Raw genomic sequence first — 13,346 nt, 5'->3', positions numbered from 1 at the left:
TCGATTGCAGAATCGGAGCACGATGGGCGTCACCCTGAAGGACGTGGCCGCCGCGGCGGGCGTGTCCCGCAGCACCGCCTCCCGGGCGCTGAGCGGCTCGGCGCTGATCGCCGCCGAGACCCGGGCCCTGGTCGAGGACGCCGCGCGCCGGCTCGGCTACCGCCCGAACCGGGCCGCGAGCTCGCTGCGGTCCCGGCAGTCGCACCTGATCGGGCTCGTCGTCGGCAACCTGGTGAACGCCTCGTTCCACACCATCGCCGAGGTGGTGCAGCGCCGGGCCGCCGCCGAGGACTACCAGATGATGCTGTCCATCACCGACGCCGACCCGCGCCGCGAGGAGGGCATCCTGCGGACGCTCGGCGAGCACGGCGTGGACGGCGTCATCCTCATCGGCACCGGGTCGAACGCCGCCGCGTCCAACGCGCTGCTGGCCGGCGGCACCGCGGTCGTGAACCTCATCCGCGGCGCCGCCGAGAGCGCGGCGCCGACCGTGCTCGCGTCCGACCGCGACGGCGCGAGCGACGCGACTCGCCACCTGCTGGAGCTCGGCCACCGCCGCATCGGCTACATCGGCGGCCCGCCCGGCACCAACTCCGGGGACGAGCGGTTCGCGGGGTACGAGCAGGCGCTGCGCGACCACGGCCTCCCGCTGGACGAGCGCCTGATCGAGCGCGGCCCGTTCGAGCCGTCGTTCGGCTCCGACGCGACCGGACGGCTGCTGGCCCGCGTCCCGGGGATGACCGCGCTGTTCGCCGCCAACCACGAGGCCGTGTTCGGGGTGCTGCCCGCGCTCGTCGCCGCCGGCGTCCGCGTCCCGGACGACCTGTCGCTCGTCTGCTACGAGGACATCAGCTGGCTGCGCTGGTGGCGCCCGCCCGTCACGGTCGTCGACAACGGGGCGCGCGAGCTCGGCGAACTCGCCATGGACCTGCTGCTCCAGCAGCTCGAACGCGGCCGCGGCTCCGTGCCCCACGCCAGGAACGGCCGCACCTACCGCGTCGGGGCGCAGCTCGTCCAGCGCGAGTCCAGCGCCAGGCCCCGGGACGTCTAGGCCCCGGGACGTCCAGGCCCGGGACGTCTAGGCCGGGGTGCGTTCGTGCATCGTCCGGACGGATTCGAGGAGTTGGGGGCTCAGGCCGTCCAGCGGGCCGTCGGCGCGCCAGGCCAGGAGCATGACGGCGTTGAGCGGGGTGTCGTGGAGCGGTATGTGCGTTCGCTGGGGTTCGGTGATGTCCGGCCAGTAAGTGAGGGTTATCGCGCCTAATGCGTCGCCCAATGCGATGGCGGCGGAGGCGCTGTTCGCGTAGCTGATGCGCGGACGGATTCCAGCGGTGGTGCAGGCCGTGTGGAAATGGCCGGTCAGCGGCTGGCATTCCGGATACGCGAGGACGACGTGCTCGTTCCCGAGATCGGGCAGGTCGATGGCGGGCCTGGCGGCGAGCGGATGCGTGTCCGGCAGGCAGACATGCGGGAACTGCGACGCGATCGGCTTGTGCCGGACGGTCTCCGGCGGCTCCGGATCGAGTTCCGGGAAATGGCGGAACATCGCGACGTCGATCTCGCCGTTGTCGACGAGCTGGGTGAGGCGCTGGCCGGACTCGTCCACCAGCAGGGACATCGGGGCGATCCCGAGGTCCTCGACGCAGCGCACGAAGGACGTCAGCGTCGGCGCGGGCGCGGCGCCGATCCGGACGGGCGATTTCCCGTTCACGGACGCCAGACACCGGCGCACATCGGTGAACATGCGGTTCAGCGCGGGCAGGACGGTATCGGCGTGGTCGAGGAGAATCGCCCCCGCCGTGGTGAGGGTGATTCCCGTCGGTTGGCGGTGCAGGACCGGCATTCCGACGCTGCGTTCCAGCCGTTGCAGCGCCCGGCTGAGACCGCTCTGGCTCATGCCGAGTTCCTCGGCGGCGCGGTTGATGCTGCCCGCTTCGGCGACCGTGTGCAGAATGCGCAGCTGATGCAGTTCGATGTCCATTCCTAGCCGCCCATTCTGGCCTTGTGGGCCTCTCTGAGTGCGCGGGCGAAATGCGGGATGTGCTGCGCCCAGTGCCCTTCCGGCCGGTACATCAGGACGTGGCGCGACACCCACGGGAGCCCGGCGATCGGCCGCCGGACCGTTCCGGGCGGCGACGGCCGCCACCCCTGCGTCAGCAGGACGCTCCCGTCATGCCGGACGATGTCCTCGTGCGGCCCGTGCAGCGGCAGATGGTGGACGATCGCCGGCGCGAACCCGAACGGGCGGCAGACGCGGTGCAGGAACGCGATGCACCCGTCCGACCCGGCGATCGCGATCCAGCGCTCGTCGCGCAGCTCGGCCATCGTGACGGCGGGCCGCCGGGCGAGCGGATGGTCGCCGCGGATCAGCATCTGCGGGCGCTCGTCGACGATGTGCTGGACGGCGAGCCCGTCCGGCCGGTGGACCGGCCCGTTCGTCGCCTCGTTGACCAGCGCCACGTCGAGCTCGCCGTTGAGGAGCCAGGTCGTCACCTGCCGGACCGAGTCGTCGACGAGCGTCTCGATCCGGGTGGCGGGGAACCGGCGGCGCAGCTCGTCCAGGAGGAGGTCGGCGACGCAGCTCGCCGTCCAGCCGAGCCGGATCGTGCCGGTGTGCCGGTCCCGGTGGCGGGTGAGGTCGTCGTGGATGGCGGCGCAGTCGTCCACGATCCCGGCGGCGTGGTGCAGGACGACGCGTCCGAGGGCCGTCGGCCGGACGCCGTTGTGGTCGCGGTCGAACAGCGAGCCGCCGAACAGGTCCTCCAGCCGCCGGAGCTGGCGGCTCAGGGCGGGCTGCGGCAGGCAGAGCTGCTCGGCCGCCCGGTTGAGGCTGCCGGCCGCGGCGACCGCCTGCAGCGTTCTGAGGTGGTGCAGTTCCAGCTGCATGTCCGCTCCCGATGGGGGGTTGGAACGGCGCAGATTCGAGCATTTTGACACAGGTTCCAGGCGCGGTAACGGGGTCGCGGCGGGATCAGCCGGTCTGCAGCAGCAGGTTCGGCGACCCGGCGCCCGGGTCCTGGACCTTGCCGGAGGCGGCCGCGTCCCGGAGCGCCTTGTCCAGATCGGTGGGCGTGGTGCCGGGGTGTCCGGCGAGGTACATGGCCGCCACGCCCGCCGCGTGGGCGGACGCCATGGACGTCCCACCGGCCTTGCCGTACGCGAGGTCGGACGCGGCGCTCGCGGTCACGATGCCGTCCCCCGGCGCGAACAGGTGGACGCACGTGCCGTGGTTGGCGGTGCCGACGCGCTGGTCGGTCTTGCCGGTGGCGGACGCGGTGATCGCCGTCGTCTGCCGTCCCGGCGTGGCCTCGCAGGCGTCGGCGTTGCCGTTGCCCGCGGCGGCGGTGTAGGCGATGCCGCGTTCCGTCATCCCGTAGAGGGCGAGGTCGAGCACCGACTGGGACGGGCCGGAGAAGCTGAGGTTGAGCAGTGCCGGACGCTCGGCGTGCGCGTCGACCCAGTCGATCGCGGTCATGATCTGCTCGCCGGTGCCCGTCCCGTCGCAGCCGAGCGTCCGGACCGACTCCAGCCGGACGCCCTTGGCCACGCCCGTGAACCGGCCGCCGATCGTCGCGGCGACCTGGGTGCCGTGCCCGTTGCAGTCCTCGCCGCTGCGTCCGGCGGAACCGGTGGCGGGACCGGCGGGGTTCAGGGCGTCGAACGCGGCGTGGGCGCGGCCGCCGAACTCGCGGTGGGACGTCCTGATCCCGGTGTCCAGGACGTAGACGCGCACGCCGCCGCCCTCGTTCGGGTACCGGTAGGTGCGGTCGAGCGGGAGATCGGGCTGGTCGATGCGGTCGAGCCCCCAGGACGGCGGGTACTTCTGCGTCCCGGCGACGCGGAACGACTTGTCCGCGCTGACCGACTGGATGCGGGTGTCGGACAGGTACGCGATGTACTGGTCCATGGTGAGGTCGGCGGAGAAGCCCTGGATCGCGGAGTAGTAGGTGCGCCGCAGCGTGCCGCCGTACTTGCCGGTCATCTCCTTCGCGACCGCGGTCACCTCGTCGCGGTCGGCGGGGACGCCGCGCAGCCAGACGATGTAGACCTTGGTGTCTTCCTGGTGGACGGCCGTCGCGGGACGCGCCAGCGCCGCGGCGGCGGGCTGGACGAGCGGGAGGGCGAGCGACGCGGAGACGAGCGCCGCCAGCCGAACGTGCCTTCTCTTCATGGTGATCCTTCCGGAGTGGGGACGTGCCGGGGCCCGCGGCGCCCCCGCGGGCCCCGGCACGGGGCGTCCGGCTCAGTAGTTGCGGACGACGTTGGTCAGCCAGGCGCGCAGCGCCTCGGGCGAGGACGGGTCGAAGCCCACGAAGCGGCTCCCGTACTCGGTGCCCTTGCGGACGCTGACCAGCGCCGGGATGCCCCGGACGCCGTGCTGGCGCATGATGTCCGGGTTGCGGTCGACGTCCACGCGGGCCCAGACCCAGGCGCCGGCGTCCTCGTCGTGGTAGCGCTGCAGGTACGGCTTCTGCACCTGGCACCAGTGGCACCAGCCGGCGGTGAAGTTCAGCACGACCGGTTTCGTGTTGGACATCTCCATGACCTGGGCGTAGTTGGCCGACGTGACGTCGATGATCGTCTCGTCCGCGATGGAGGCGGACGCCGGCGGGCGGGGAGCGGCGGGGGCGGCGGAGGCGGGGACGGCGGTGGCGGCGGCGAGCGCGCCGGCCAGGGACACCGTTCCGGTGAGAAGCGCGATGCTGCGTTTCACGGGGGTTCTACCTTCCTTCTGTGGGGGTCGAGGACTCGGTGGGGAGCCCGGCGGCGACCCAGTCCTCGATTCCTTCGCGGTACTTGCGGACGTCGGGGTAGCCGAGTTCGAGCAGCCGCGCGCCGACGAGCCCGCTGTTGCGGCACGGCACGTTGGCGCAGTAGACGACGACCGCCGCGGACTTGTCGGGCAGCACGCGCGGCGCGTGCTCGTCGGTGAACTCGGCGGCCTGCTCGTAGGGGAAGCCGGGGATGTTGCGGGCGCCGGGGAGGTGCTCCTTCTCGTAGTAGGCGGCCGGCATCGTGTCGACCAGGACGACCGTGCCGTCCTCCAGGGCGGCGGCGAGTTCGTCGCGGGTGATCAGCGGGAGCACGTCAGGGTCCTTTCGGGCTCGTGGCGGGGACGGGCGACGGCGGGGGTTCGGGAGACGGCGGGGGTTCGGGAGACGGGGAGGGCTCGGGAGACGGGGAGGGCTCGGCCGCCGCCGCGGCCCCGCGCCCGGCGGTCAGGCGGCCGAGGACGGCGTGCACGGCGAACGCGACGGCGACCGAGGTCAGGGCGGCGCTGCCGAGGCCGGCGACGGCGGCGGCGGTGCCCGCGGCCCAGCTGACGAGCGCGCGCGGCATCCAGTCCGCGGGGTCGGGCGGCGGCGCGCCGGTGCGGCGGGCGCGGTCCAGCGCCGGGCGGCAGGACCGGACGAGGTAGTACTCGGCGATGATGATCCCGGCGACGGGCGGCGCGAGCATCCCGATCGCGGTGAGGAACCCGCTGAAGGCGTGCACGATGCCGAGCGCCGACAGCAGCGTCCCGGCGGCGCCGAGCGCGACGGTGACCGGCACCCGGCCTACGCGGCGGCCGGTGAGCACGTGGATCGAGTTGACCAGGCCGAGCGACGACGAGTACAGGTTCCAGTCGTTGATCTTCAGGATGGCGGTGGCGAGCACCAGCGTGCCGAGCAGCCCGGACGACGAGGTGACGATCCCGACGACGTCGTCGGTGCGGGCGGCGTGCGCGAGCAGCACCCCGATCAGCCCGATCAGGTACTCGCCGAGCGTGACCGAGATCAGCGTCTGCTTCACCACGTCCGCGGGGCGGCGGTTGAACCGGGTCATGTCCGGCGTCATGATCGCGCCGAGGATGAACGCGCCGGACACCAGCGTGACGCCCGCGCCGAGCGTCAGCGGCTCGCCCGGCGGGTCGGACGCGATCAGCTCGCCGAGCGAGTGGCGCCGCAGCGCGTCCACGATGGACACGAGCGCGAGCAGCAGGAACGCCGGGACGGTCAGGTAGCCGACCCACGCCATCGTCCGGAACCCGTACGTCGTGACGGCCGTGATGGCGGCGCCGCCGAGCACCGCCCACGCCCACTCCGGCGGGCTGCCGGCGAGGTCGTGCATGCCCTGCGCGAACACGCCGTTCTGGACGCCGAACCAGCCCGCCAGGCTGATCGCGACGAGCATCCCGACCAGCGCGGACCCGCGCCGCCCGAACCCGGCCCACCGCGCCAGGACGGACGTGGACAGCCCCTCCCGGACCCCGGCGACGCCGAGCAGGATCGTGATCGCCTCAAGGAGCACCGAGCCGATCGTGATGGCGAGGACGGCGTCCCAGAACGTCATGCCGTATCCGAGAATCGCGCCGACCATGAACTGCTGGAATGACGACACCTGGCCGAAACGCTGGACGGCCACGGAAATCCAGGAGCGACGCGCGGAATCGGGGACGCGGACGAGCGAGTAGTCGTCGTGTCCTACGGCGGGCCTGGACGCGGGGTGGGTTTTCATGATCGTGCCGCCTATCGGGTATTGCCGAGCGGCGAAAGCGTCCTTTCGGCCGCGGCCTCGCGGACGACCAGGAATCCCTGCCCGTCCCGCGGGCGCCACTCCAGCTCGCGGTCGAAGAACCTTTCAAGAAAGCGCACCCGCTGGTGGTAGGCGAACATCGAGTTCGATGCCCCGACGATGTACCCGGACCCGGCGAACAGCGGAAGCTCGGCCAGGAAATAGCGCACGCCCAGGCGCAGCTGGTCGAGCGAGGCGGCCTGCCCGTCCGGCAGCTTGGGCTCGACGACCCAGCGGGTGGCCTCCAGGCACGCGTCCCGGAACGCCTCGCTTTCGGTGTAAAGCACCAGCGCCTCGTCGAACAGCTCCTGGTAGCGGCGGTTCGCGTGCAGCCGCACCATGCTCAGCACACGCTCGTCCGGGTTCGGCACCGACAGGCTGGTCAGCGCCGACCGGATCTTGTTGTGCGTGTACCGGGACTGCCGGTGCGCCTTCTGCCGCGCCCGGCCCGGGGAGTAGCCCAGCGCCTCGAACGTGTACGCGGTGATCTCGTCCGGGACGAAGAAGTGGAAATCGGCGAAAGCGGCGGTCGCCCACCTGGCCAGGCTCGTCAGGCGTTCAGCGCTGAAGTAGCTGTTGAATGGGCTGACCCCGATGCACACATGATCGGAATTCCGTAGCGCCTTCACGCATTCATCGGAGAGCGGTTCGATCTCGTATGCCGTCATGACATCCTCCGGTCATATTTTCGGATGTCTGGGAGTGTCCGTGCCGCCCCCCGCCCCCGCTAATGCCAGCGGGGTATACCTCGAATGCATAACCCCCGGAGAAGAATGATCTGGTCCCTACGATGGCGGCGTCCGCCAATTACCCGAGACGAGGTCCAGCGTGAAAACAGATCATGACGTCCGGAATCTGATCGTCATCGGTTCGGGCCCGGCCGGATACACCGCCGCCGTGTACGCCGCCCGCGCGAACCTCGACCCGCTGGTGATCGAGGGCGCCGAGTTCGGCGGCGCGCTGATGACGACGACGGACGTGGAGAACTTCCCCGGCTTCCCCGACGGGATCATGGGCCCCGACCTGATGGACCGCATGCGCAAGCAGGCCGGCCGGTTCGGCGCGGAGCTGCTCGCCGACGACGCCCTCCACACCGAGCTGGCGGGCGACACGAAGCGCGTGTGCGCGGGCGACCGCGAGTACCGGGCCCGCGCGGTGATCCTGGCGACCGGGTCGGCGTGGCGGCCGCTGGGCGTCCCGGGGGAGCGGGAGCTGCTCGGACGCGGCGTGTCGTCCTGCGCGACGTGCGACGGCTTCTTCTTCCGCGGCCGGCACGTCGCGGTCGTCGGCGGCGGCGACTCCGCGATGGAGGAGGCGATGTTCCTCACCCGGTACGCGGAGAGCGTCACGATCGTCCACCGCCGGGGCGAGTTCCGGGCCAGCAAGATCATGGCCGACCGGGCGCTGGCGCATCCGAAGATCACCGTCCTGTGGCACACGGTCGTCGCGGCCGTGGACGGCACGGGCGAGGTCACCGGGGTGTTCATCCGCGACACCCGGACCGGCGAGACCGGGAGGCTCGACGTCACCGGCCTGTTCGTCGCGATCGGCCACGACCCGCGCAGCGGCCTGTTCGCCGGCCAGGTGGACGTGGACGAGCAGGGATACGTCAAGACGCAGGCGCCGGGCAGCCGGACGAGCCTGCCCGGCGTGTTCGCCTGCGGAGACGTCGTCGACCACACCTATAGGCAGGCCGTCACCGCCGCGGGCAGCGGCTGCGTCGCCGCCATGGACGCCGAACGCCACCTCGCCGCCGCCGCGGCCCCGGCCGCCCGGTGATCAGTTGGTGGGGACGGGAAGGGTGCGGGGGCGCGCGTCGGGGTGCTGGCCGAGCCACTCCAGCATTCCGGTGTTGCGCTCGACGACCGGCTTGTACAGCTCGTGGAACGTCCGGTGCAGGATGTCGATCTCGCTTGTCGGCATGGTGGCGGTGCGCCAGCGCAGCACCCGGTAGGCGTCGGTGGCGCGGCCGGCGAGCGCGACGACGGTGATGCCCTCGCCGGGCACCCAGGTCGGCGACGCGAGCGTGATCGCGAACCCGGCGGCGACGAACCCGACCATGCTGTTGAAGTCGACCCCCGCGTACCGGAACCGGGGCGTGAACCCGGCGGCCTCGCAGGCGGCGCGGAGCATGGCGGTGCCGCCGTCGTCGCCGCCCTGCGGTGGTATCCACGTCTCTCCCGCGAGGTCGGTCAGGCTGACCCGGCCCCGCGCCGCGAGCGGATGGCTGGACGCGAGCGCGATGCCGCAGGGCTCGATGGTGATGACGCGCTCGGTCGTCCCGGGCGGGCACGGCGGCGCGTGGTGGTCGGCGACCCGTCCCATGAACACCACGTCGACCTGGTCGTTGGCGAGGAGCTGGGTGAGGACGGCCCCGGAGTAGTCGAGGCTGGTGCCGACGGTGCGGTGCGGCATCTCGTTCTCCAGCTTGCGCAGCCACTCGCCCAGCAGGACGTGGGGGTGGGTGCCGAGCCGGATGCCGGTGCGGGTGCCGCCGCCGGGGACGGTGGCGAGCAGGTCGTCCATGTCGGCCAGCACGCCGCGGGCGCGGGCCAGGACGTGCCGTCCCAGCGGGGTGGGCGTGATGCCCTGCGAGTCGCGGGCGAACAGCGGCCCCCCGAAGGCCTTCTCTATACGGCGCAGCTGGTTGCTGAGCGTCGGCTGGGAGACGCCCAGGTTCGCCGCGGCACGCGTGATGCTGCCTGTCTCCGCGAGCTGACAGAGCACCCTTAAATGCCGCAGTTCCACCTGCATAGCCGTGAAGCTATGCCCAAGTGGAAGGGTCCGCAACCGATCTGCAGATGTCACTCTCATTTTCGCAAGGCACGACAAACCGTCCACCCGCTCCTGGCGCCCCCGCCCTCCTGAATCTCCTGCCCCCTGCCCGATCGTTCCTTCTGCCCCAAACCGAGCGCCCGAGCATGTAGCAGGCGTGCCCCCGCTGGCGGTGGACGGCATCGCCGTGCCTGCGGCCGCCCGTCCCCCCGCGGTGCGGTCTCCCCCCTCAGTGGAGGCATGCGGAAGTGAAACGCAAACACCTTGTGGCGACCCTTGTGGCCGCCACACTCGGGATCGGCGGCCTGGTGCCGGTGGCCCTGAGAACGACCCCGAGCGCGGAAGGGTCGACCCCCGATCCGAAGACCGCGGCCGTCGTGTCGGCGGAACGCCTGATCGCCGGACGAGTAGCGGACCTGCACCCGAGCAAGGGCGACAAGTACGTCCGGACGCAGGTCACCGGCACCCCGTGGAACCTGTACTACGTCGCCTACGAGCGCACGTACCGGGACCTTCCCGTCGTCGGCGGCGACTTCGTCGTCGCCACGGACGAGAAGGGCCACGTGCGCAACCTGTCGGTGGCGCAGAAGAAGCAGATCGCCATCGGCGTCGCGCCGAAGGTCGCCAAGGCGGAGGCCGCGCGGAAGTCGCGCGGCGCGCTGTCCAAGCCGGACGCCAAGACGCTCGCGCCGCGCCTGGTGGTGCACGCCCTGGCGAAGCCGAGGCTCGCGTGGGAGACGGTCGTCACCGGACGTGACGGCGCGCACCCGAGCCAGAAGAAGGTCTACGTCGACGCCCTGACCGGCAAGCGGTTCGCCGAGCAGGAACTCGTCGTCGCGGGCACCGGGACCGGCATCTGGGGAGGGCCGAACCTGCAGTTCGGAACGACCCAATCCGGCGGCCAGTACACGATGCGGGACCCCGAGCGTCCCGGCATGAGCTGCGCCGACTACAGCAGCAAGGCGGTCTTCTCCGGTCCTGACGACGTGTGGGGCAGCACGTCCAAGACCAGCAAGGAAGCCGGCTGCGTCGACGTCATGTACGCCTCCAAGGGCCACTGGGACCTGCTGAAGTCGTTCGGGCGTACCGGCCTGACCAGCGGCGGCCAGTGGGCTCCGGCGTTCGTCGGCCTGAACGCCGTCAACGCCTACTGGCAGAGCGGCCAGGCCCAGTTCGGCTACAACCAGCAGAACCAGTGGATCACCGGCACGGACGTCGTGGCGCACGAGTTCGGTCACGGGCTCGACAGCTACACGCCCGGCGGGATCTCCGGCGGCAACACGCAGGAGTTCGTCGGGGACGTGTGGGGAGCGGCCGTCGAGGCCTTCCTCAACAACCCCGAGGACGTCCCGGACTACACGGTCGGCGAGGAGATCAACCTCACCGGCAACGGCCCGATCCGCAACATGTACAACCCCTCCCTGGTCAGCAACGACCCGAACTGCTACTCCAGCTCGGTGCCGAACATGGAGGTCCACAAGGCGGCCGGGCCGGGGAACCACTGGTTCTACCTGCTGGCCGAGGGCAACAACCCGGGCGGCGGCAAGCCGACCAGCCCGACCTGCAACAACAGCAGCATGACCGGCATCGGCATCATGGCCGCGACGAAGATCTTCTACAACGCGATGATGCTGAAGACGTCCGGGACCAACTACCCCCGGTACCGGGTGCTGACGCTGCAGGCCGCGAAGAACCTCGACCCGTCCTGCACCTACTACAACAAGGTCAAGGCCGCGTGGGACGCGGTCACGATGCCGGCCCAGTCCGGCGAGCCGACCTGCCAGCCGACCGGTGGCAACGACTTCTCGATGTCGGTGTCGCCGAACAACGGCACGGTGAAGCCGGGCGCTTCGGCGCAGGCGACGGTCGCCACGACCGTCACCGAGGGCGCCTCGGAGGCGGTCGACCTGACCGCGGCCGTGTCGCCGGCCAACAGCGGGCTGACCGCTAGCTTCAGCCCGGCGCGCGTCCAGTCCGGCAACACCTCGACGATGACCATCACCGCGAGCGACACGGCGCAGACCGGGCCGTTCACGGTCACCGTCACCGGCAGGTCCGCGTCGAAGACCAAGACCGCGACGTACTCGCTCAACGTCGACGGCGGCGGACCGGGCACGACCGACCCGCCGAACGTCAACGTCGCGAACGTCCAGGCGCACCTGCAGCAGTTCCAGAACTTCGCCACACAGAACGGCGGCAACCGCTACGCCGCGGGCGCGGGATACACCGCCTCGGTCGCCTATGTGGAGCAGAAGCTGCAGGCCGCGGGGTTCACCGTGACGCGGCAGGCGTGCACCTCCGGGTGCACCGCGGGCTCCGGGCCCAACCTGATCGCCGAATGGCCGGGCGGTGACGCCAACAGCGTCTACATGTTCGGCGCGCACCTCGACGGCGTCCGGGCCGGACCCGGCAGCAACGACAACGCCACCGGCTCCGCCGCGCTGCTCGAGACCGCGCTGACGCTGGCGCAGACCAAGCCGACCATGCTCAACAAGGTCCGCTTCGGCTGGTGGACGGACGAGGAGCAGGGCCTCAACGGCTCCGAGTTCTACGTCGCCCGCCTCGCGCAGACCGAGCGGTCGAAGATCAAGGGTTACTTCAACTTCGACATGGTCGGCAGCCCGAACGCCGGCTACTTCATCGACAACCTCAACTCGTCGCTGTCGGCGAACCTGAAGGGATACTTCGACTCGATCAACCTCGTCCCGGACGAGATGGGCGAGTGCTGCAGTGACGACGGCCCGTTCCGCAACGCGGGGATCGCGACGTCGTTCCTGTCCACCGGCGCGTCCGCGACGAAGTCGTCCGCGCAGGCGCAGAAGTGGGGCGGCACGGCCGGACAGGCGTTCGACCGCTGCTACCACCAGGCCTGCGACGCCTACCCGAGCAACATCAACACGACCGCGCTCGACCGGAGCGCGGACGCCATCGCCTGGGCGCTGTGGAAGACGTCGGTGGGTCAGTCGAACCCGTCGAACGACTTCTCCATGACGGCCAGTCCCACGTCCGGAAGCGTCCAAGCAGGACAGTCGGCCACGGCCACCATCAACACCGCCGTGACCGAGGGCGCCGCCCAGCCGATCAACCTGACGGCCACGGTGTCCCCGGGCGGGCCGAGCGTCAGCTTCAGCCCCGCCACCGTCCAGGCCGGCGGCTCGTCCACGATGACCGTCGCCACCACGTCGGCCACCGCGGCGGGCGACTACGTCGTGACGGTCACCGGAGCCGGGCAGTCCGCCACGCACACCGCGAGCTACACCCTGCGGGTGCAAGGCGACGGAACCGACGACTTCTCGGTTTCGGTGGACCCGTCCAACGGGACCGTCGAGGCCGGAAGTTCGACGCAGGCCACCGTCCGCACCGCCCTCACCCAGGGGACGGCGCAGCAGGTGGCGCTGTCGGCGACGGTCTCTCCGGGCGGCCCGACGGCCACCATCAACCCCGGTGAGGTCAAGGCCGGCGGAACCGCTTCCCTGACGCTGGCCACCACCGCGAGCACGCCCGAGGGCAGCTACACGGTGACGGTCACCGGACGGGGCTCGGTCACCCGGACGGCCACCTACACCCTGACGGTGACCAAGACACCGCCGGACGACCGCACGTTCACCAGCGAGACCGACTACCCGATCCGCGACTACACCTGGACGGTCAGCCCGATCCCGGTCGCGATCGAGGGCCAGGCGGCGACGACGGTGAGCCTGTCGATCGACGCGACGCACACCTGCGCCGAGGACCTCGGCATCTGGCTGCGCTCGCCCACCGGCGGGGACTACGTGGTCAAGCGGCAGGGGACCGGCCAGTACCAGTGCACGCCGTGGAACGGCGAACGGACCTTCCAGGTCCCGGGCGTCAACTCGACGGCGAGCGGAAACTGGCAGGTGTACATCTACGACTACGGGCCCCAGGACATCGGGACCCTTAGGGGCTGGAGCGTCACGCTCTAGCCGCAGGCGGTAAGTGTCCGGTCCGGTCTTCTCCTCGGGATGGGGGTGGAGGCCGGGCCGGACATCCACATA

Annotated in this window: 11 protein-coding genes; 3 read left to right on the top strand and 8 right to left on the bottom strand. The window is 71.2% G+C overall.

From position 1 onward, the window contains the following. The first annotated feature begins 22 nt into the window (after positions 1 to 22). Positions 23 to 1,051: a LacI family DNA-binding transcriptional regulator gene (locus ACH35V_RS30760; RefSeq protein ID WP_395977645.1), complete on the top strand. Its 1,029-nt coding sequence runs from the start codon at positions 23 to 25 to the stop codon at positions 1,049 to 1,051. Positions 1,052 to 1,078: 27 nt separating this feature from the next. Here the strand turns inward: ACH35V_RS30760 and ACH35V_RS30755 are convergent, their stop codons facing one another. The 7 genes from ACH35V_RS30755 to ACH35V_RS30725 form a co-directional block, all read right to left on the bottom strand. Further along, positions 1,079 to 1,981 carry a LysR family transcriptional regulator gene (locus ACH35V_RS30755; RefSeq protein WP_395977643.1) on the bottom strand — a complete coding sequence of 301 codons (903 nt, stop codon included), beginning with the start codon at positions 1,979 to 1,981 and terminating at the stop codon, positions 1,079 to 1,081. Between the two features lie 2 nt (positions 1,982 to 1,983). After that, positions 1,984 to 2,886: a LysR family transcriptional regulator gene (locus ACH35V_RS30750; RefSeq protein ID WP_395977641.1), complete on the bottom strand. Its 903-nt coding sequence runs from the start codon at positions 2,884 to 2,886 to the stop codon at positions 1,984 to 1,986. 85 nt (positions 2,887 to 2,971) lie between these two features. Then, positions 2,972 to 4,171 (bottom strand): S8 family peptidase, encoded by a 1,200-nt coding sequence (locus tag ACH35V_RS30745; protein WP_395977639.1) that lies wholly within the window; start codon positions 4,169 to 4,171, stop codon positions 2,972 to 2,974. 72 nt (positions 4,172 to 4,243) lie between these two features. After that, on the bottom strand, positions 4,244 to 4,714 hold the full coding sequence (locus tag ACH35V_RS30740) for a thioredoxin family protein (RefSeq protein WP_395977637.1): 471 nt from the start codon (positions 4,712 to 4,714) through the stop codon (positions 4,244 to 4,246). A gap of 7 nt (positions 4,715 to 4,721) precedes the next feature. Then, positions 4,722 to 5,087, bottom strand: a complete 366-nt coding sequence (locus tag ACH35V_RS30735) for a rhodanese-like domain-containing protein (protein ID WP_395977635.1) — start codon at positions 5,085 to 5,087, stop codon at positions 4,722 to 4,724. A gap of 1 nt (position 5,088) precedes the next feature. After that, positions 5,089 to 6,498 (bottom strand): purine-cytosine permease family protein, encoded by a 1,410-nt coding sequence (locus ACH35V_RS30730; protein ID WP_395977633.1) that lies wholly within the window; start codon positions 6,496 to 6,498, stop codon positions 5,089 to 5,091. Positions 6,499 to 6,509: 11 nt separating this feature from the next. After that, positions 6,510 to 7,223: a tRNA-dependent cyclodipeptide synthase gene (locus ACH35V_RS30725; RefSeq protein WP_395977631.1), complete on the bottom strand. Its 714-nt coding sequence runs from the start codon at positions 7,221 to 7,223 to the stop codon at positions 6,510 to 6,512. Positions 7,224 to 7,383: 160 nt separating this feature from the next. Between ACH35V_RS30725 and trxB the strand changes: the two genes are divergently transcribed. After that, entirely contained in the window at positions 7,384 to 8,334 is a 951-nt protein-coding gene (gene trxB / locus ACH35V_RS30720) for a thioredoxin-disulfide reductase (protein WP_395977629.1), read from the top strand. Here the strand turns inward: trxB and ACH35V_RS30715 are convergent, their stop codons facing one another. Next, complete coding sequence (locus ACH35V_RS30715; RefSeq protein WP_395977627.1) at positions 8,335 to 9,309, bottom strand: LysR family transcriptional regulator; 975 nt, start codon at positions 9,307 to 9,309, stop codon at positions 8,335 to 8,337. Positions 9,310 to 9,578: 269 nt separating this feature from the next. On the opposite strand from ACH35V_RS30715, the gene ACH35V_RS30710 reads away from it, so the two are divergent. Continuing rightward, complete coding sequence (locus ACH35V_RS30710; RefSeq protein WP_395977625.1) at positions 9,579 to 13,274, top strand: M28 family peptidase; 3,696 nt, start codon at positions 9,579 to 9,581, stop codon at positions 13,272 to 13,274. Positions 13,275 to 13,346: the final 72 nt, after the last annotated feature.

The organism is Actinomadura sp. 1N219 (assembly GCF_044326405.1).
Taxonomy (GTDB): Bacteria; Actinomycetota; Actinomycetes; order Streptosporangiales; family Streptosporangiaceae; genus Spirillospora.
This window is presented reverse-complemented; position numbering and strand designations above follow the sequence as displayed.